The following is a 19,771-nucleotide window of genomic DNA, read 5'->3' as shown; positions in this document are numbered from 1 at the left end:
CAGGGTCGCCGAAGGCATTCATTGATTAATCTCGGGATTAGTGAGTCTCTATGAAAACTGGAGTTTTGGCAAATGCGATGAATTTCAGCATAAACAGAAAATCCCCCTGCGAACCAGATTCGCAGGGGGATTTTTAATGGTCAGTTTTAGATCGCGTCTGCGCCAGCCTGGAGGGCTTCCGCGTTTTTGGGAATAAGATGGCTGTAGTGGGCGGAGATCACGTTGCCGAGGGAGTCGATGACTGCCTGCAGTTCCATGATTCCGGTTGCCTTGATGAAGGCTCCGAGGGCCACCATGTTAGCCATGCGGGTGTTGCCGAGTTTGTCGGCAATCTCGTTGCATGGCACGAAGTAGGACTTCACGCGGGTGGTATCGACCAGTTCCTTGTCAACGAGAGAAGAGTTGACGATCTGGATACCGTTGTCCTGCAGCATGGGCTGGAATTTGTCCAGCGAAGGACGGTTCATAATGATCAGGCTGTGCGGGCTGCGGATGATCGGCGAACCGATTTCATCGTCGGAAAGAACCACGGTACAGTTGGCAGTACCGCCGCGCATTTCCGGGCCGTAGACCGGAATGTAGGTCACGTTCAGGCCTGCGTTCATACCGGCGTAGGCCAGCAGGTTGCCGATGAGCATAACGCCCTGTCCGCCGAAACCGGCAATGATGCTGTCGAGGTATTTGCTCATCCTAGTCCTCCGCAGTTACGTCTTTGAATACACCCAGGGGGAAGTAGGGGATCATCTCGGATTCAACCCTTTCGTTTGCCTGGATGGGAGTCATTCTCCAGTTGGTGGGGCAGGTGGCCAGCAGCTCGACAAAGCCGAATCCCAGACCCTTAAGCTGAACCTCGAAAGCCTTCTGCATGGCTTTTTTGGCCTTGCGGATGTTCTTGACGTTGTTCAGCGCAACGCGTGCGGAAAATGCTGTGCCGCCGAGCTGGGCGATGATCTCCGCCATGCGGATTGCCTGACCCTCTTTGAGGGGGTTGCGTCCGGCAGGGGAGGTGGTTGTTTTCTGCCCTTCGAGGGTGGTGGGTGCCATCTGGCCGCCGGTCATACCGTATACGGTGTTGTTGACGAAGATGATGGACACTTTTTCACCGCGGTTGGCGCAGTGCATGATTTCAGCCATACCGATGGAAGCGAGGTCGCCGTCCCCCTGGTAGGAAACCACGAACTTGTCGCCGCGTGCGCGCCTGACGCCGGTGGCAACGGCCGGAGCACGGCCATGGGGAGCTTCAACACTGTCTACATTAAGATAGTTGTAGAGGAACACCGAACAGCCGATTGAGGTAATCAGGAGGGTGTTTTCCTGCAGTCCCATTTCGGAGAGCAGTTCTCCGGCCAGCCTGTGGGCAATGCCGTGCTGGCAGCCGGGGCAGTAGTGCGTGGGCACATCTACGATTGCGTCAGCCCTGTCAAAGGCGAGAATTTCTTGTTCACTCATATCTATTTCCCTCCAAGGCTCTTGAGGATGGGTTCCTCGAAGTCGTCGGGGGTGGGCAGGTTACCGGGCATAAAGCCGAAGAAATCACTGTCGGTGATGGTGCGGATGGAAAGGCGCACGTCTTCAACCATCTGTCCGAGGTTGTGCTCGATTGTCAGGAACTTCTTGCCCTGCTCGGCCTGCTTCTTGAGCTCGGCGGAGGGGAAGGGGTAGAGGGTGATGGGGCGGAACAGGCCGACCTTGTGACCCTCGGCGCGAAGTTTTCTTACGGTGCTCTTTACGATGCGGCCGATGGAACCGTAGGCAACTACGATGAGTTCAGCGTCGTCGGTTTCAAAGAGCTCCTGCTTGGTATTCTTGGCCATGTCATCATACTTGGCCTGCAGGGTCATGTTATGAGCTGCCAGAGAACCTTCGCTCAGGAACAGGGACTTGATGATACGGTGATCACGGCCCTTTGCACCTTCAATGCGCCAGTCGGCTCCTTCTTCAGCAGTTTTTTCCTCGGGAGTCCAGGTGATTACCGGTTCCTTCATCTGTCCGATGATGGCGTCGCCGAGGATCATTACCGGGTTGCGGTATTTGAAAGCGAGGTCGAAGGCTTCGATAACCAGATCGTAGGCTTCCTGACAGGTTCCGGGGGCAAGGACGAGGGTGCGGTAGTCGCCGTGTCCGCCGCCTTTGGTTGCCTGGAAGTAGTCGCCCTGACTGGGGCCGATATCGCCGAGACCCGGTCCGCCGCGGTTCATGTTGACGATAACCGCCGGAAGCTGGCTACCTGCGAGGTAGGAGATAGCCTCCTGCTTCAGGGATACGCCGGGGCTTGAGGAAGAAGTCATGCAGCGCACGCCGCAGGCAGCGGCACCGATGAGCATGTTGGCTGCAGCCACTTCACTCTCAGCCTGAACAAATTCGCCGCCTACTGCAGGCAGTGCTGCAGACATGTACTCCGGGATGTCGTTCTGGGGAGTGATGGGGTAGCCGAAATAGCATTTGAGCCCGGCCGCAATAGCACCGCGGGAGATAGCCTCGTTGCCTTTGATGAAAAGCTTTTCGCCGTTCCTGGACATACTATTCTCCTTTGGCCTTCTTGGTCTTGTATACCCGGATCGCAATGTCCGGACAGATCAGCGCGCAGGATGTACATCCGGTACACTTTTCCATGTCCTCAGCCGCAACTTCAGCAACTTTGTAACCGTGCTGGTTGAATCGGTCGGATTGCCGTATGATTCCCTTTGGACAGACGGTGGTGCAGAGCAGGCAACCCTTGCACCTTTCGTCCAAAAATTCTACTCGTGACATCCTAATCTCCTGTTACCGTGACAGAAAAGCCCGTTTAATCAACGGGCTGGGACCATTTGGGTCTTTTTTCTATTATGAACAGCACATGCCAAATATGTGTCTGTTGGAGGACAGCGTATAATTATTTGCGTTCAGGCGCAAATTTTTCAGTCAAAATAACGGGGTTACCCACTCCGGGCCTTATTTTATATACATTGAGTCCCCGTAGGAGAAAAATCTGAACCCGTTGTCCACTGCCTTTTTGTAAGCATTAAGCACGTTCTCTCGGCCCGCGAGAGCCGAAATCATAATGACCAATGATGATTCCGGCAAATGGAAATTAGTCAGCATCCGATCCACAACCTTGAATTCGAATCCCGGGTAGATGAAAATGTCTGTATCCCCCTTGAATTCGCATATCTCTCCGGTCTGCATAAACGCGCCCTCAAGGGTGCGGGCGGAAGTGGTTCCTACAGCGACTACCGGTCTTCCTTCGGCTTTGGCCTTGCGGACTGCTTCCGCAGTTTCAGCAGGGATCTCGATGTATTCGCTGTGCATCTCATGATCACGGATGTTTTCGGCCCGGACCGGGCTGAAGGTACCGTACCCCACGTAAAGGGTTACTTCCGCTCTATCGATACCTTTTGCTTTCAGGGCCGAATTGATTTCCTCGGAAAAATGCAGTCCTGCCGTGGGGGCGGCAACTGACCCGGCCTTTTCATCGCAGGCGTAAAGGGTCTGATACCGCTCGTTGTCGGTTTCATCCGCGGCCCTGCGGATATAGGGAGGGAGGGGGATGTTCCCGCAGGTTTCGAAAATTGTTTTCAGATCCCCCTGCCACTGGAGCTCCACATCAGAGAGGCCGAACTTACCTTTACCGAGAACAGTCAGCTTCATGCCGCATTCGAAATGGATTTCATCTCCCGGTTTTGGCCCTTTCGATGCTCTGAGCAGTCCGCGGGCCTGAGCCTTGTATCCCCCCGGTTCCGGTACCGGTTCGATCAGGGGGAGGGGGGTCAGCAGCAGGAATTCTACCCGTCCACCGGTAGGTTTTTGTCCGAAAATGCGGGCGGGGATAACTTTGGAGTTGTTTGCCACCAGCAGGGCACCCTCGGACAGGAGGTCGACGATGTCGGTAAAGGACTTGATTTCGGTTTCCCCGGTCTTGTGATCCAGGACCATAAGCTTGGACCCGTGGCGCATAACTGCCGGGCACTGGGCGATCTGTTTTTCCGGGAGTTCAAAGTCGTAGCTTTTAAGCAGAAAGTCTTGTTCGTTTATGTTCATATTTTCAGTTTTCATTATTGGTGATAATCTGGTAAGAATCTGTTCAACAGGCACGGATATTGCCCGTCAATACTGTGTTCGTCCTTTGATTGTCCGTTCAGGTTTTCAGCCTGATTCTCACGTTGATCATGAAACCGGGATTGTGTTTTATGAAATGGTTGTCAGTTGCAGATATTTCCAAAATTACTATGATTCCAGCACCTACGGCCCGGCGTTATGCCGCGTTGTTCAAGGATTTTCTTCCCAGCAGGAAGATTGGCCGGGTAACAAAGTATCCTGATTCCGCAGTGGAGATTTTCAAGCGGATAGTCTCCCTTTATAATGAAGGGCTGGTTACCACAGAAATCGAACAGCAGCTTCGTGCCGAGTATCCCCGGACAATAGAGATCAGTCCTTCCGAGAGGGGCGTGCCGGTGCAGCCCTCCATGAATATCCAGGCGGAGCTCAGCGGAGCATTCGCTGAAATGATGGATAAGATGAGCCGGTCACTTGAAGTGATCGCCGATCAGAAGTCCATCATCGAAGAGCAGCGCGAGGATATTTATAAGCTCAAAAAAGCTTTTGTTCTTCTTGCCCGCAGTCAGAAAAAAATCAAGGCCCTTCCGCAGATCGATATTCGGTCCATTACCGAAGAGTACGATGAGCGTACCAACGCTCTTGAGCAGAAGGATGTTGAGCTTGAAGTTGCGACTGCCGAATTGGCGCAGGAAAACAATGCCTTGAAGCACAAGCTTGAAGTCATGGAGGCCGAGTTGATCCGCCTGCGCAAGGACAGGCGCGATATGGAAAATTATTTCCTCGACAAAATCAAGAAAATGAAGGGCTGACCTGCCTGCTTCCCCGATTTGGGGTTTGATTTTTTGCGCAGGCCTCTGTAGATAAAGTCTAGAAATTGTGCGGATTATCCATTATATAAATGTACGCACGTGAAAGACGATTATTTCGCTCCAGCCCGGCTGGCGTAAAATTTCAGTATGCATTGGCATAAAAATCGGAGGATTAGTTATGCGGACCGTTATTAGAATTTTGCTTGTTTCCATGTTGTTTGTCGCTCTTGCCGGCTGCCTGCCCGGTAAGAACACCAGCTCCGAAGAGCCGGTTGTGGCCACAGCCGGTGCAACCGAGAGCTTTGAGGAGTTTGTCCCCTACACTGAATTTGATGATATTGCGGTTCCCAATGAACTGAGCAGGGTCCCTGAGCAGTCTTTTGTTGCTGACCGCCGTGATTTCAAATATGGAAAGATTGTCCTCAAGGGGCGTGTAGAGAATACCAGCCTGATTGATTTCTTCAAAAACCAGATGGCTAAGGACAACTGGAGTCTGGACAGTTCTCTCACCTCGATTTTTTCTCAGCTCACTTTTGTAAAACCTTACAAGAGCTGCACCATCAGAATCATCGACGGGTCCTACAACACCGAAGTCGAGATTTATGCTGTGGAGCTCAAGGCTGATGCCCTGCGCGAATCCAGCGGGGTTCAGGAACAGAATATCCAGTAATGAATGAACATCTGAATTTTGACTGTTTTTTAGGAAAACGCATCCATCTGGGAGTCTGCGGCTCCATCGCGGCATACAAGTCACTTGACCTGCTGCGCATGTACCGCAAGGCCGGGATCGAGGTCAGTGTGACGCTGACTGACGGTGCGCAGGAATTTATCAGGGGCCTCAGTTTTGAGGCCCTTGGTGCTTTCAAGGTCTGGGAAAGAATGTTTCCCACTATGGATGACACCTTCGGGCATCTTGAGCCCGGGCAGGCTGCGGACGCCATGGTGGTTGTTCCTGCGACTGCTTCCGTTCTTGCCCGCATGGCCCACGGGCTTGCCGATGATATGCTCTCCTGTCAGGCATTGGCTTTCAGTGGCAGAAAGCTTGTTGCCCCGGCCATGAATCCGGCCATGTGGGATGCCCCTGCCACCCGTGATAATTGCCGGGTTCTTGCAGAAAGGGGCGTTGAGTTTGTCGGTCCTGACTGCGGAGATGTGGCCTGTGGTGATCATGGAAAAGGGCGCATGGCTCCCCTTGAGTCCATTTATGCTGCCGGACTGCGGGCTGTAGCCCCCAAGGATATGGCTGGCAGGCACGTGCTGATCACTCTTGGGCCTACCCGTGAGAAATGGGATGCTGTCCGTTTCTGGTCCAATCCTTCTTCCGGGCTGATGGGAGCCTGCATCGCCATGGCCGCATGGCTTCGCGGTGCAAAGGTGACTGTTGTTTCCGGTCCGGTGAACTGGTGGTTTCCTGATGATGTGAGCGTGATCAAGGTCGGTTCCGCTCAGGAGATGTTTGATGCCTGTATGAGCGTATGGCCTGAATGCTCCACCGGATGCTTTACAGCTGCAGTGGCCGATTTCAAACCGATTCCCCATGGTGCAGGCAAGTTCAAGAAAGACGGAAACGTTTCGTTGAAGGTTGAATTTGATACCAATCCGGACATCCTGAAGACCGTAGGGTCAATGAAGCGTGATGATCAGCAGCTGATCGGTTTTGCCGCTGAGACATCCAATATTCAGGAGTCAGCCCAGGGCAAGCTCGAACGTAAAAACCTTGACCTGATCATTGCCAATCCCATAAACCTCCCCGGAGCCGGATTTGAGTCTTCTACAAATTCGGTCTATGTTCTGGACAGGGCAGGGCGCTCTGAGGAGTGGCCTAATCTTCCTAAAACCGAAATCGCGTGGCGCATATGGGATCACCTTCTGCTGAATTAAATGTTCCTGAATTTGTAAGGCCCTGGTATCAGAATGGCCTGCAGTATATTTTTAAGGAGGCTCTGCCGGGTATAGAACAGCTTGAAGCTGCTCCTGCCCGGCAGCGTTCTGTTGCACCCGGAGGGTTTCAGCCGACTCCACCCCCACCGGGTAGAACCGTTCGACCCTCCCCCCCCGGTACGGTCCCCCCCCCGGTCGAAAGGACTGTAGAGAGACCGGAACCGGTCCGGGAAACACCCCCTCCCGTCCAGCAGACTTTTCATCAGCCGACTCCTGCGGCCCGTCCTTCGCGGATTCCGGAGCGGAGGACTCATTCCGCTCAGCCGAAGGTTGCATTGCCAGATCCGAATTCATGGCCTGCTCCGTGGAGTACTCTGGCCGGTCGCATCACCCCCCGGTTGCAGATTTTCTGGACCTATACCCAGCTTGCCCAGGATCTTTCCGGTCAGGCTGACGCTGAGCGGCGTAAACTGTTCCAGTCACTTATCGGTTATATGGGGCTCCCCAAGGGGGCGATTTCTTTCTGGCCCTGTACGGTGTGGAACGGTTCAGCGTTTGAAAGCCGTCCCGAGGTCTTCTGGCAGGGGGTCAAGGCTTACGGGGTCAAATTCGTGGCCTGTTTTGGCGACGACACCCGTGCGGTCATTGCCCCCGGTGCTTCGGCAAATGCTGCTTCAGCACATGTAGATAATGTCCAGCTTGTGATGCTCCAGGACCCTGATTTTTTGAAAATACTGCCCCAGGAAGAGCAGCAGCTCCTTTGTATATCTCTTCTACGTTTGCCGCTCTTCTAGGACGGCATGGGGGCGGCAGCCGGATTCATTGATTCCTTCAAGACCCGTCGGCTTTGCTCCGAAAATTACTAATCTGTCATAAAAGACGGTCATTGCGCTTTATACGTAATGACCGTCTTTTTGTATTCGATTCATTTTGCGGCAGGTGGAGAGGTCAAATCGTTATAACTGAAAAGCCCAACTAATGTTTATTGTAAGTAAGGCGTTGCTGGGTGAGGATTTTTGAAATTCGGCAAATATTTATCTTTGGTGTCGGGCCGCCGATGATCGAAGGTGGCTCCATCAGGTCTGCGCTGCTCTGCTGCCGTATTCTCTGTCACGCAGAATATTTTCCTCTGCTGTTTATTTAATCGCCATTCGGTGGCATGATACGGTTGAATTATTATCCGCGGGGGCGTCATGAATTTACGCAAATCCTTGTTGTTTCTGGTGAGCCTTGCATTGGTTGTCTGCGTCAGTCTCATTTTTTTAGTAGTTGCAAACGCTGCCGGGGTAAGTGTTCTTTCTGCCCGGATTGAGGGAGGAATAAGTCCTGCGCAAGTGGAACTACTTGAAGATGTGATCGCCCAAGCGCGTGATGACGATCTGGATATGATCCTTCTCAAGCTGGATACTCTGGGCGGTCTTGGCGCTTCCATGCGTGATATGGTCAAGATCATGATGAGCTCTGATCGACCTGTCCTCGTCTGGATCGGCCCGGATGGAGCGCAGGCGGCGTCGGCCGGAACTTTTCTTGTTGCGGCTGCTCAGGTTGCAGCTATGGCGCCCGGCACTACCATCGGGGCAGCAAGCCCGGTGTCCGCATCCGGTGAGGACCTTTCCGCTACCATGGGAAAGAAGGTTAAGAATGATATGGCCGGTCTGATCCGTGGCCTGGCCTTGAAGAGAGGCAGAAACAGCGACTGGTATGTGCAATCAGTTGAAGAGGGTGTAAGTCTTGCTGCACCGGATGCGCTCGCCCTCAGGGTAATTGATTATATAGCTGTGTCAGTGGATGATTTTCTGGAACAGGCCGGGGCGCGCGGCATCACCTCTGAAAAAGGATTGTTAAAGTTTTCTGTTGATGACGTTCGAGTGGTCGCCTTTGAACCGGGATTCAGGCACTCGGTCCTGTCCTGGCTTCTTGATCCTCAGGTGGCATATTTTCTATTAATCGGCGGCATTCTCGGTCTGTTTTTCGAACTTGCCCATCCGGGAGTAATTCTTCCCGGAGTGGTGGGCGGTTTCTGCTTTCTGACTGGCCTTTACGCCATGTCCATACTGCCGACCAATGCCGCCGGAATACTGCTGATTGTTTTCGGAGCAGTTCTCTTCGTCCTCGAGATTTTCATTGTCAGTTACGGGCTGTTGAGCCTTGCGGCCTCTGTCTGTCTGTTTGTCGGTTCGCTTGTACTGTTCAGGGGAGGGGAGATTCAGCCGATTTCACTGGGAACCGTTCTGGGAACAGTAGCCGTATTTACAGGTTTCGCAGCAGCACTTGTCTATCTTGTGGCCAAGGCCCAGCTTCGTAGATCCGGTGTCGGTATGCAGGCTATGATCGGTCTTGAAGGCCTCGTGCTTACATCCGGTGATGGGGTGATGAAGATCAGGGTCCGAGGGGAGATCTGGAATGCTGTAAACGAGAATGCCTCGATGCTGCAGCCTGGAACTACAGTGATCGTTACTCGAGCGGATGGTCTTACCCTGATTGTTATAGAAAAATGATGATCATTTATTTCTTTTAGGAGGTCAAGATGACGTTTTTCATCCCTGTGGTTCTTTTTGTGGTGTTTTTTCTGATCACGGCTTTGAAGGTTCTGAACGAATATGAGCGGGGCGTGGTTTTCCGTCTGGGTCGGGTTATAAATGCCAAAGGTCCCGGGCTGATAATCCTGATTCCCGTGATCGACAGGATGGTGAGGGTTTCCTTGCGTATCATGACTCTTGACGTGCCGAATCAGGATGTGATCACCCGTGATAACGTAAGTGTCAAGGTCAATGCGGTGGTATACTTCAGGGTAACTGATCCGATAAAGGCGATTCTGGAGGTTGAGGATTTTATGTTTGCCACTTCTCAGCTTGCACAAACCACCTTGCGTAGCGTATGTGGTGGCGTTGAGCTTGACGAGTTGCTTTCCAAGCGGGACAAGGTGAACAGTGAAATTCAGGAGATTCTGGATACACATACCGACCCGTGGGGAATTAAGGTCAGTACAGTCGAATTGAAGTACATCGATCTTCCACAGGAGATGCAGCGTGCAATGGCCAAGCAGGCCGAGGCTGAGCGAGAGCGCAGGGCCAAGGTAATTAATGCTCAGGGTGAATTTCAGGCCGCGGATAAGCTGGCCGAAGCTGCGGAAATCATTTCCGCGCACCCCGAGGCATTGCAATTAAGATATCTGCAGACTTTACGTGAGATGTCTGCTGAAGGAAAATCTTCCACCATAATCCCTCTCCCTCTTGATTTATTGAAAATGTTGGCACCGGTTAGCGGCAGGGGGGAGGCAATTGAGAAAAAAGACGAGAGCGATTAATAATGAAAGTCCTTGTTACTGGAGCAGCCGGTTTTATCGGTTTTCATCTTTCCCGCCGCCTTCTAGGTGAAGGCCACGAAGTTGTCGGACTGGATATTCTTAACGACTATTATGATGTAAATGTTAAGAAAAACAGACTTAAACAGATTGAGAACGAGGCAAATTTCAAGTTTGCCTACATGGACATGGCTGACCGTCCGGCAATGGAAAAGCTTTTTGCCGAAGAGAAATTTACTCATGTGGTCAACCTGGCGGCTCAGGCCGGTGTCCGTTACTCTCTGCAGAATCCGCAGGCTTACATTGACTCCAACGTAGTCGGCTTCATGAATATCCTTGAAGGATGCCGCCATAACGGTGTCGAGCATCTGGTATATGCTTCTTCAAGTTCTGTTTACGGATTGAATACGTCTATGCCTTTCAGCATTCACGATAACGTTGACCACCCCATCAGCATGTATGCTGCGACCAAGAAATCCAATGAACTGATGGCCCATTCTTACAGCCATCTATTCAATATCCCCACAACAGGGTTGCGTTTCTTCACTGTCTACGGTCCTTGGGGCAGACCGGATATGGCACTCTTCCTTTTCACCAAGGCGATCTTCGCAGATGAGCCTATCAATGTTTTTAACCACGGCAAAATGCTCCGTGACTTTACGTATATTGACGATATAGTCGAGGGCGTGGTGCGGGTCATGAAGAATACCGCCGCCCCGAACCCTGAGTGGTCCGGTATGAACCCTGATCCGGGAACCAGTCCTGCTCCGTTCCGCATCTACAACATCGGCAACAACCAGCCGACCGAGTTGATGCGCTATATTGAAGTACTTGAAGATTGCATCGGCAAGAAGGCTGCGAAGAACATGATGCCCCTTCAGGCAGGAGATGTTCCTTCCACATATGCCAACGTGGACGACCTTATTCGCGACGTTGATTTCAAGCCTGATACTACTATTGAAGTAGGTATTGCTAAGTTTGTTAAATGGTATCGCGAGTATTACAACGTATAATTTTGCTTATTTTCGATTTTTAAGGCCACTTTTTAGTGGCCTTTTTTTTGTCTCATGATCTTTGATTGTGCGTGATTCTGGATGGTTGTCCTGCTTGGTGCCTGTCTTTATTGTCTTTTGTGCCGATTTTGATCATTCCGTACCGGTTGTCGATTTCTTGATTTAAATTGTTTTTCAGTCTAGTTTGACCTAGTCGTTTGTGCGTCAGTCTGGTGATATGTTTCACGTGAAACATCAAAAAATTGAAATCCCATGAACAGGATGGTTTCAAGTGGCAAAAAGAATTGTTGTAGCCAACCAGAAAGGGGGAGTGGGGAAAACAACCACCTCCATAAACCTTTCTGCATCACTGGCTGTAATGGAAAAGAAAGTTCTGCTGGTGGACTGTGACCCGCAGGGTAACGGCTCCAGTGGTTTGGGTTTTTATCCTGGAGACTCAAGAGAGAATGTGTATTCCGTGCTTTTTGAGCCGGAAAGAGTTCACGACGCAATATATCAGACCGATATTCCGTATCTGTCTCTGATGCCTGCCAGTCAGGATCTGGTCGGAGCTGAGATTGAATTGATCGATAAAATGGGGCGTGAGTATTACCTGAAGGACCTTGTTGAAAAGGTCGACGACGAATACGACTACATTATTTTCGATTGCCCACCCTCGCTGGGACTGCTGACGGTTAACGCCCTTTGTGCTGCGAAGGAATTGCTTGTTCCTCTTCAGACTGAATATTATGCCCTTGAAGGGGTCGCCCAGCTGCTTATGACTTATGAACTGGTCAAGAAAAGGCTCAATCCCGAACTCACGGTGCTGGGTGTTGTGCTGACCATGTACGACCGGCGCAACCGTCTTGCGCGGCAGGTGAAGAATGAAGTTCGTAAGGCTTTCCCCGACAGTCTGTTTGATACAATCGTGCCCAGGAATGTGCGGCTTTCAGAAGCTCCCAGCTTTGGTAAACCGGCCATATCGTATGATGCAAAATCAAACGGAGCTCTTGCCTATCTGAATCTGGCTCAGGAAGTCGTCAACAGGCACGCAGAACAGGAATAAAAAAAGGCCGACTTAACGTCGGCCTTTGGCTGGTTGGGCTTCTTCGGATTAATACCGGGCTTCTTTTCGTTGGGTTTTTTCATCAATATATGGAGTGCACTCCACAGTGATCTGGTCTTTGAAGTGCTTTTTAACTATTCTGGCCTGGCACTGAGTGCATTTGAATGAAACCAGACCACCAAGGTTGCAGGAAGTCAGCCTGAATTTACGGGGTTCGTCTTTCTCCCAGTCGTCGGTTTTGTTCCCGCAGTTCTCGCAGTGAACATCAGTGTCGACGGGGTAGGGGAAATCCCAGTAGTCCTTAAGGGTGTTCCAGTCTCCGGTTGGTTCGGGGCGTTCTTTGGGGGCTTCTTCAGGAAGAATTCCCTTCAGTTTAGGCTTTATCTGTTCCCAAAGGGGAGCCGTGATCAGGACCCCGATGAGATTACCGTCTTTGTCGTAAAGTTCTGTGAGATTATCATCGCGATTGGACATTATGCCTCCGACATTTTCATTGTGTTTGAGTTTCAGGGCATACTTTAATCACGGTTCCCGGCAAGTCAAAGGAAATATTGGACTCCCCGGATGATGGGGAATTATGCATAAGGAGTAGTTTATGGCAGGTGTTACAGGCGGTCTCGGCAGAGGACTTGACGCTCTGTTGGGCGGCGGTAGGGCCGGAACGGCTGATGCCGGAAAGGATGCTTCCATCGATGCCCGAAAAATAGATATCGATAAAATCGTTGCCAACCCGAATCAGCCCCGAAAGGAATTTTCAGCAGAAGCTCTGAGAGACTTGTCCGAATCCATTCGTTCCAAGGGTGTGCTGCAGCCGATTCTCGTCCGCCCGATTGCCGGCCGCAGCGACCGGTTTGAACTCGTGGCCGGTGAACGGCGCCTGCGGGCCTCCAAGCTGGCCGGTCTGGGGGAGATACCCGCGCTGGTCAAGGAGATGACTGACCTTGAGAGCATGGCAATCGCTCTCATTGAGAACCTCCAGCGTGAAGATTTAAACCCGATAGAGGAAGCCAAAGGATACAATGAACTGATTTCTAAATTCGGACTCAGTCAGGAACAGCTTGCCGGGCAGGTCGGCAAAAGCCGCTCCGCTCTTTCCAATTCCATGCGTCTGCTGACTCTTTCTGAACCCATCCAGAATGCCATCAGCGAAGGCCAGATTTCAGCCGGTCATGGCAGGGCCCTAATGGCCGTTACTGATGATGACGCTCGGGAAGTCCTTTTCGGAAGAATGATTGAGGGCGGGATGTCTGTCCGGCTGGCTGAAACAGCGGCATCATATTTCAAAGAGCACGGGGAACTTCCTGCTGAGGCTGTTTCTGGGGCGATGAAGCCTTCAAAACGTGCCAAGCGTGAGCCGAAGAAGGTTGATGACTCCCTGATGATGATCAAAGAACGCCTTGAGTCAGCTTTGGAAGCAAAGGTTTCTTTCAGCGGGTCTCACAGTAAAGGTAAGTTGAGCATAAACTATTCCTCTGAAGAGGAGCTTGAGCGACTTGTCGCCATTCTTGAGTTGCGTTCCCATTAAAGAAATCCAAAAGGAATCCTCATCAAATGGATAATAAAATTCTCAATATTCTGCCTGATCTGAAGGGGCAGAAGGTTTTGATTGTTGGCGATGTTATGCTTGATCATTATGTGATCGGAACAGTTGACCGCATATCTCCTGAGGCTCCGGTTCCTGTTGTACAGGTGACTGAGGAAAAGTATCTTCTAGGTGGTGCCGGGAACGTTGCCAGAAATATCACCTCGCTTGGGGGTGAACCGCACCTGACCGGTTTCGTCGGTGCTGACGAGGAAGGGCGGGTGTTCAGGCGGCTTTGCGATGATTCAGGGATAACCTGCAGTCTCTATGAGTCCAGTGACCGGCCTACTACCAAGAAGACAAGGGTCATGGCCCACAACCAGCAGATGGTCAGGGTTGACCGGGAAAAAACATCGGATTTTTCTCCGGAACTGATGGATGATTTGTTTGCTTTTCTTGAGCGCGAAATTTGTGATTACAAAGTGGTCATCCTGTCAGACTACGGAAAGGGCACTCTTTCACAGGTCTTTTTCGACCGTTTCTGGACACTGCTGAAACAGAAGAATCACAAGCCTCATATTCTGGTTGACCCCAAGACCGCCAACTACGACCGCTACAAGTCGGTCAGCCTGCTTACCCCCAACGCCAAGGAAGCAGGGGAAGGGGCGCACATGGAGGTCAAGGAACGTGCCGATGTTCTTGAAGCCGGACGCAGACTCTTTGACAGGCTCAACCCGGAGCATCTGCTGATCACTCTTGGCGGCAATGGCATGGCTCTTTTCGAGTCGCGGGACGTAGTCAAGCATGTGCCGACATTCGCCCGCAAGGTCTTCGATGTGACCGGTGCCGGTGATACCGTGATCGCAACTCTCGGGCTCGGCCTTGCTGCAGGTCTGGACCCCCTGACTTCCGCCGTGCTGGCAAACTATGCGGCCGGTATTGTTGTCGGGCAGGTGGGCGCTGCCACTGCCACGGTGGATGAGCTTGCGGAAGCTGTGCGCAACTGGCCCAAGCCGGAGATCAATTCCTGGAGTGAATAATACTTGAATCATTTCCGTACGACATGACATAAAGGACGATGAAGCTGATGATCCGGTCGTGATTGTTGAAGCCATACCAAGGAGATACGGTGAGCAGACAGGCAAGTAGGTTGAAGAAACTCATTCAGGCCAACGAGGTTTTGGCGAGCATTGATTCGCTGGTTGATCTGCTCCCGCAATTGCTGCGGCTGGCGCAGGATGTGACCGGTGCCGAGGCTTCCTCTATCATGTTGTACGATGAAGAGAAAAACGTTCTCAGGTTTGCTCTGGCTATGAATGATGTTCTTGGTGAAGAGAAAATGAGGGAGCTGAAGACCGGATTCGAATTACCCATGGGGCAGGGCATTGCCGGATGGGTTGCAACAAACAAAACTTCTCTCAATGTTACCGATGCTCAGAATGATCCGCGGTTTTCCAAGGCCGCGGATAAGAAGACCGGTTTCACCACCAAGTGTATTCTCTGTATCCCCATTATCCATAAGGAAAAGCTTCTCGGTGTTGTTCAGGTCCTCAATTCTACGGCCAAAACCTGCTTTGAACCTGAAGATCAGGAACTTCTTGAGAGTTTCGGACATCTCGCCGGAGTAGCTCTGGTACGCTCAGAACTGCTTATTCAGCGCCTTAACCAGCAGAAGTTTGAAACCCAGCTTGAAGCGGCCTCCAGAATCCAGAGACAGTTCAATCCCCGTCAGCCGGAGCTTGAAGGAGGGGATCGTATCTGGGGCAGTTCTGTCCCGGCTCAGTTTGTTGGTGGTGATCTTTATGATTTTATACCCATTTCCGATGGAAGCTGGTATATTTACGTGGCCGATGTCGCCGGCAAGGGGCTTCCGGCAGCATTGATCATGTCTGCCTTATGGACCAGAATCCGGGCTGAGGCCTTGAACAAAAAGGATCCCGGTGAGATGCTCGAAGCCGTCAACATTGGGGCCTGGGAGTTCATGAACGGAGAAGTTTTCGCAACCATGGTGCTTATGCGCTATGACTCGAAAACCGGCAGATGCCGGTACGCTGTTGCGGGACACTCTTCTCCGCTCCTTGTTTCCGGGGGGCTGGTCACTGAACTTGAGCGCCCGATGGGGCTGCCTGTCGGTATCATGGATGAAGGTGAATTCGGCACGGCTGAGTTTACCCTTGATCATGGTCAGTCGCTGCTGGTTGTCACCGATGGTGTCGACGAGGCGAGGGCAGGTAATGGTGACTTTTTCGGTGAAGAGCGCCTGTTGCAGACACTGCGCACTGCCGGTGGGCCCCCGGTCGGTGAGGCCTTGATCATGGCGGTGGCAGACTGGCGCGGGGATACTCCGCCCAATGATGATACGACGGTTGTAGAAATTTTCCGGGCGTAGTTGTTGTGCCTGAATGAATGTTGTGAATGCATACAGATATGCTGGCTTTTGCATATGAGACTGGTTTAGTCTGAACACTCAATGTACGGTAGTTGAACGGCCCGAACAGTCGGGCTGTAATCAAAGGTCTTCTTTGAGTTTCAGATCAAATGAGAGCTGATCCGTTTCCTGAATTTGATGTTCGGATGGTTCAGTCCCGCAGTACTGAGAATATTCGTCGCTGTTCGTGCTGGCTATGCCGCGCACACCGGGGAACCAGCAAAGGAGTTGATATGAGTGCGGGTTGGAAAATGGAGTCGTCCATTGAGGACGTGCTGATCAAGATAATCGGCGAAGTTGATTTTACGGGAACACCGCAGCTCCGCGAGGAACTGCACGGTTTTGTGCAGAAGACTTCGGGGGAGGTTCAGGTGGATCTGTCCGAGCTCGAATATCTGGACAGTTCCGGGCTGGCGTCCCTGATTGAACTGCGCCGGATGCTGACCAAGGATGGGCGCAGCGTCAGGATCATCGCCGTGACTGAACAGGTGGACAGGCTGCTGAAGCTTACTCAGGTCAAGCCGCTGTTCGGAATGAAGTAGATCCGTCTGTCATTATGACGTGAAGGGGACAGTATGAACGGATTCAAGGTGCTGGCATGGATGATCTCCAGATTGCTGGGATGCCTGCGCCTGAAGCCGGGAAAGAAGAAGTCCTTTTACCGGAAGCGGCTTTATCGTGACCTTGCTCAGGTCGGAGCTGATTCCATTCCCATCGTAAGTGTGATCTCCGCCTGTACCGGGATCATTCTCGCCCTGCAATCCGCACAGCAGCTGGAAAAAGTAGGAGCCATAAGCTACGTGGCCAATCTGGTTGGTGTGACCATCATCCGCGAACTGGGGCCGCTCCTGACAGCCATCATCGTTACCGGGCGTTCCGGTGCCGCCTTTACCGCTGAAATCGCCACCATGCAGATTTCAGAAGAAATCGACGCCCTTGAAGTTATGGGCATCGAGCCTGTCCGTTTTCTGGTGGTTCCCAAGCTCATTGCCATGCTGATCATGGTTCCCTGCCTGACCGTCTGGGCCGATTTTATAGGTATTTTTTCCGGTGGGGCATTCTCAGCCATTGCCCTTGGTATCAACAAAACCACATACTTTTATAATTCCGTTGAATTTCTGCAATTGCGCGATGTTATTGCCGGGCTGGTCAAGAGCGGCGGGTTTGCCGTGGCGATCACGGTGATCGGCTGCTGGCAGGGTTTCCTTGCCCGGGAAGGTGCAGCTGACGTTGGACGCAAGACAACCAATTCCGTGGTTATTTCAATCTTTGTAATCATCCTGCTGGACCTTTTCTTTACCGCACTCAATTTTCTTTTCCGGTGATCATCATGAAGTTTTCAAGGATTGCACAAGACATAACTCTGAAGAATCTCAGCCTCGGTTATCCGGGGAAAGTTCTCATGGAGAACCTTAATGCCGTGCTTCCCGCGGGCAAGATCAGTGTGATTCTTGGAGGCTCAGGCTGCGGTAAGTCCACATTGCTTCGGCATATTCTGGGGCTGAATACACCGGTTTCAGGCGAAATATATCTCGGTGATACAAACCTGACCGGCCTGAAGGATGAGAGCGAGTACAAGTATATCCGCACCCGTATGGGGGTTCTTTTTCAGGATGGAGCCATGCTCGGTTCGTTGACCCTGGGCGAGAATGTGGCCCTGCCCCTGCAGGAGCATACAGAGCTGCCGGACCCTATTATCGAAGAGGTTGTGCGTTTGAAACTGCGCATGGTCGGGCTTGGCGATTTCATGCATTTTTTCCCCAGCCAGCTTTCCGGGGGAATGCGCAAACGGGCCGGTCTGGCCCGGGCCATGGTCATGGACCCGACCACACTTCTTTGCGATGAACCATCCTCAGGGCTGGACCCGATTACAGCAGCAGATCTTGATCAGCTTATCCTGAAGCTAAAAGAAACATTTCATGTTACAACGGTGGTGGTGACCCACGATCTGGACAGCCTGTTCAACATTGCTGATCACGTTGTGGTCCTGCACGGGGGCAGGTGTCTTTATCAGGGAGATCTTGATGGGTTGCGCACATCTGATGATCCTTATCTGATTGATTTCCTTGAGCGCCGACCAACCCAGCATGATGATACTATGGAAAGGGCGGTGAAGTTCCGCAGCAGGGAATAAGGGGAGTGGCAATATGGTTCTTAATCCACGCAGTTCAGCGAAAGATCTGGTCAAGGCCGCCATGGCGGTGCTGGCCGGTCTTTTCGTGCTCGGGTTGTTCATTGTCTTTCTTGGAGGGCACGAATTTTTTTCCGAGTATTCGCAATACAGAATCCTGTTCCGGAATGTAAAGGATCTCACTACCGGCAGGCCGGTGAAATATGCTGGATTGCGGGTCGGAAAGGTCGAACGAATTACCGTTGATCCTGCCACTCCGGGACTTATTTCCGTAACCATCAATGTCGAAAAGGATTTTCCCCTTTACGAAGGTACTGTCGCCACCGTAACCCAGAAGGGGTTGGTGGGTGATAATTACATCCTTCTCCAGCTTGAAGGGGAGGCCGGTAACAAGCTGGCACCCGGAGCCGAAATCCCGGCATCAGTAACCATGAGCATGAACGATGTCGCTGCTGAAATGGGTAAGGCCGTGGCCAGATTGTCGCCACAGCTTGAAAGGCTCATAATTGGGGTTGAGACGCTTTTTTCTCTTCAGAACATGTCAAACATCGAAAAAAGTCTAAAAATGGCTCCTGAGCTGATTCTGCAGGCCAATGCAACGCTGGTCTCATTTCGGGAAGAATGGTCAAGGCTGTCCGGCACAGGGTCCTCCGCGATGAAGAGCGGAGCCGGGAATATAACAAGACTCACCGCAGAAGTTACCGACACCCTGCAGAAGATCGAAGGAGTGCTCTCGACCCTTGAAGGTGATTTGAGCAACACCCTGCATAATGTGGATGGTCAGGTGGTGCGTGCTGTGGACGGCATCGAGGGTATGACCGCGGATCTGCGGAAGAATATGCAGTATGATCAGGAGGAACTGGAAATGATCCTGCTCAACCTCAACCGGCTTTCAAAGGAAATGAATCGTCTGGCCCGTTCGTTGCGGGAACGCCCCTGGCAGGTGCTTAATCCTCCGGAGGGAGCCAGTCATGAATAGAAAATTAATCTTGTGCGCTTTTCTTGGTGCATCGGTTGTACTGTCCGGGTGTATCGGCGGCAAATCCGTGGAACTTTCCTATCTGCGGGTCGGGCACAATCTGGGCTGCGGTCCGGGGTGCGAAAAAGTGAAGAGCGGTGTCCCCAGACTGGCCTTGAAGCGATTCACCTCTCTGCCGTCACTTGATCGGGAGACTGTGATTATTGCCAATGGTCCTGTGCTCAAGCCGGACTACCGCTGGAACTGGGAGGGTACTCCGGCAGAAGTCTTTGATCAGGCTGCCGGTCCGGCTCTGGGCTGCATGAACAGTTATGAGGTCGTGACCCCTTACCGTCCTGGTCTGGAACGGTCACTGGTTCTGTCGGGCGAGATAACATCTTTTGAATTGCAGAGGGATGGAGGGGACCGGTTTATCGCTTCTGTGCGTTTCTCCCTCTGGGACAGTGAAGGCAGAGTTCTGCTGGCCCGCAGGAAAATAACTTCTGAAGCACCGGTCGGGACCATGGATGGACATGGGATTGCAACTGCCGCACAGCAGGCTGTGGGAAAGGTTCTCGATGATGCGGTTCAGTGGATAGACGGTCTGGGAGAGGGCGGCCTGCTTCCGGGAGATAAAAGATAGGT

22 protein-coding genes are annotated in these 19,771 nt (G+C 52.1%); 16 read left to right on the top strand and 6 right to left on the bottom strand.

Annotated features, from left to right (window positions below; genetic code table 11):
• Positions 1-146 precede the first annotated feature (146 nt).
• The 5 genes from N7E73_RS08350 to queA form a co-directional block, all read right to left on the bottom strand.
• Positions 147-689: a 2-oxoacid:acceptor oxidoreductase family protein gene (locus N7E73_RS08350; RefSeq protein ID WP_432738598.1), complete on the bottom strand. Its 543-nt coding sequence runs from the start codon at positions 687-689 to the stop codon at positions 147-149.
• Between the two features lies 1 nt (position 690).
• Complete coding sequence (locus N7E73_RS08345; RefSeq protein ID WP_432738597.1) at positions 691-1,449, bottom strand: thiamine pyrophosphate-dependent enzyme; 759 nt, start codon at positions 1,447-1,449, stop codon at positions 691-693.
• Between the two features lie 2 nt (positions 1,450-1,451).
• A complete protein-coding gene (locus N7E73_RS08340; protein ID WP_432738596.1) occupies positions 1,452-2,519 on the bottom strand; it encodes a 3-methyl-2-oxobutanoate dehydrogenase subunit VorB in 1,068 nt (355 codons plus the stop codon).
• Position 2,520: 1 nt separating this feature from the next.
• Positions 2,521-2,751: a 4Fe-4S dicluster domain-containing protein gene (locus N7E73_RS08335; RefSeq protein WP_432738595.1), complete on the bottom strand. Its 231-nt coding sequence runs from the start codon at positions 2,749-2,751 to the stop codon at positions 2,521-2,523.
• A 180-nt stretch (positions 2,752-2,931) separates the two neighbouring features.
• Positions 2,932-4,017: a tRNA preQ1(34) S-adenosylmethionine ribosyltransferase-isomerase QueA gene (gene queA / locus N7E73_RS08330; RefSeq protein WP_432738594.1), complete on the bottom strand. Its 1,086-nt coding sequence runs from the start codon at positions 4,015-4,017 to the stop codon at positions 2,932-2,934.
• A 149-nt stretch (positions 4,018-4,166) separates the two neighbouring features.
• On the opposite strand from queA, the gene N7E73_RS08325 reads away from it, so the two are divergent.
• The 8 genes from N7E73_RS08325 (at position 4,167) to N7E73_RS08290 (ending at position 12,087) form a co-directional block, all read left to right on the top strand.
• Positions 4,167-4,844: a hypothetical protein gene (locus tag N7E73_RS08325; RefSeq protein WP_432738593.1), complete on the top strand. Its 678-nt coding sequence runs from the start codon at positions 4,167-4,169 to the stop codon at positions 4,842-4,844.
• A gap of 178 nt (positions 4,845-5,022) precedes the next feature.
• Positions 5,023-5,514 carry a hypothetical protein gene (locus tag N7E73_RS08320; RefSeq protein ID WP_432738592.1) on the top strand — a complete coding sequence of 164 codons (492 nt, stop codon included), beginning with the start codon at positions 5,023-5,025 and terminating at the stop codon, positions 5,512-5,514.
• A complete protein-coding gene (coaBC, locus tag N7E73_RS08315; RefSeq protein ID WP_432738591.1) occupies positions 5,514-6,725 on the top strand; it encodes a bifunctional phosphopantothenoylcysteine decarboxylase/phosphopantothenate--cysteine ligase CoaBC in 1,212 nt (403 codons plus the stop codon). The genes N7E73_RS08320 and coaBC overlap by 1 nt, the downstream gene beginning before the upstream one ends.
• A 335-nt stretch (positions 6,726-7,060) precedes the next feature.
• Positions 7,061-7,519 (top strand): hypothetical protein, encoded by a 459-nt coding sequence (locus N7E73_RS08310; protein ID WP_432738590.1) that lies wholly within the window; start codon positions 7,061-7,063, stop codon positions 7,517-7,519.
• Between the two features lie 399 nt (positions 7,520-7,918).
• Positions 7,919-9,223 (top strand): NfeD family protein, encoded by a 1,305-nt coding sequence (locus N7E73_RS08305; protein ID WP_432738589.1) that lies wholly within the window; start codon positions 7,919-7,921, stop codon positions 9,221-9,223.
• A gap of 29 nt (positions 9,224-9,252) precedes the next feature.
• Positions 9,253-10,032: a slipin family protein gene (locus N7E73_RS08300; protein WP_432738588.1), complete on the top strand. Its 780-nt coding sequence runs from the start codon at positions 9,253-9,255 to the stop codon at positions 10,030-10,032.
• A gap of 2 nt (positions 10,033-10,034) precedes the next feature.
• The gene (locus N7E73_RS08295; RefSeq protein WP_432738587.1) at positions 10,035-11,042 is read left to right on the top strand and encodes an NAD-dependent epimerase; all 1,008 of its coding nucleotides are present in this window, start codon (positions 10,035-10,037) and stop codon (positions 11,040-11,042) included.
• Positions 11,043-11,313: 271 nt separating this feature from the next.
• Positions 11,314-12,087: a ParA family protein gene (locus tag N7E73_RS08290; RefSeq protein WP_432738586.1), complete on the top strand. Its 774-nt coding sequence runs from the start codon at positions 11,314-11,316 to the stop codon at positions 12,085-12,087.
• Between the two features lie 48 nt (positions 12,088-12,135).
• Here the strand turns inward: N7E73_RS08290 and N7E73_RS08285 are convergent, their stop codons facing one another.
• On the bottom strand, positions 12,136-12,561 hold the full coding sequence (locus N7E73_RS08285) for a hypothetical protein (RefSeq protein ID WP_432738585.1): 426 nt from the start codon (positions 12,559-12,561) through the stop codon (positions 12,136-12,138).
• A 121-nt stretch (positions 12,562-12,682) separates the two neighbouring features.
• Here N7E73_RS08285 and N7E73_RS08280 point away from each other — a divergent pair, with 121 nt between their 5' ends.
• The 8 genes from N7E73_RS08280 to N7E73_RS08245 all read left to right on the top strand — a co-directional run bounded on the left by N7E73_RS08280 (position 12,683) and on the right by N7E73_RS08245 (position 19,769).
• Positions 12,683-13,612, top strand: a complete 930-nt coding sequence (locus tag N7E73_RS08280) for a ParB/RepB/Spo0J family partition protein (RefSeq protein WP_432738584.1) — start codon at positions 12,683-12,685, stop codon at positions 13,610-13,612.
• Positions 13,613-13,638: 26 nt separating this feature from the next.
• Entirely contained in the window at positions 13,639-14,649 is a 1,011-nt protein-coding gene (rfaE1, locus tag N7E73_RS08275; protein WP_432738583.1) for a D-glycero-beta-D-manno-heptose-7-phosphate kinase, read from the top strand.
• Positions 14,650-14,738: 89 nt separating this feature from the next.
• Positions 14,739-15,998 (top strand): SpoIIE family protein phosphatase, encoded by a 1,260-nt coding sequence (locus N7E73_RS08270; protein WP_432738582.1) that lies wholly within the window; start codon positions 14,739-14,741, stop codon positions 15,996-15,998.
• Between the two features lie 272 nt (positions 15,999-16,270).
• Positions 16,271-16,579 (top strand): STAS domain-containing protein, encoded by a 309-nt coding sequence (locus tag N7E73_RS08265; RefSeq protein WP_432738581.1) that lies wholly within the window; start codon positions 16,271-16,273, stop codon positions 16,577-16,579.
• 33 nt (positions 16,580-16,612) lie between these two features.
• Positions 16,613-17,362 carry an MlaE family ABC transporter permease gene (locus N7E73_RS08260; protein ID WP_432738580.1) on the top strand — a complete coding sequence of 250 codons (750 nt, stop codon included), beginning with the start codon at positions 16,613-16,615 and terminating at the stop codon, positions 17,360-17,362.
• Between the two features lie 5 nt (positions 17,363-17,367).
• Positions 17,368-18,171, top strand: coding sequence for an ABC transporter ATP-binding protein (locus N7E73_RS08255; RefSeq protein ID WP_432738579.1), 804 nt, complete (start codon positions 17,368-17,370; stop codon positions 18,169-18,171).
• 13 nt (positions 18,172-18,184) lie between these two features.
• Positions 18,185-19,147 (top strand): MlaD family protein, encoded by a 963-nt coding sequence (locus N7E73_RS08250; RefSeq protein ID WP_432738578.1) that lies wholly within the window; start codon positions 18,185-18,187, stop codon positions 19,145-19,147.
• Positions 19,140-19,769 (top strand): hypothetical protein, encoded by a 630-nt coding sequence (locus N7E73_RS08245; RefSeq protein WP_432738577.1) that lies wholly within the window; start codon positions 19,140-19,142, stop codon positions 19,767-19,769. The genes N7E73_RS08250 and N7E73_RS08245 overlap by 8 nt, the downstream gene beginning before the upstream one ends.
• Positions 19,770-19,771: the final 2 nt, after the last annotated feature.

The organism is Maridesulfovibrio sp. FT414 (assembly GCF_050916235.1).
Taxonomy (GTDB): domain Bacteria; phylum Desulfobacterota; class Desulfovibrionia; order Desulfovibrionales; family Desulfovibrionaceae; genus Maridesulfovibrio.
This window is presented reverse-complemented; position numbering and strand designations above follow the sequence as displayed.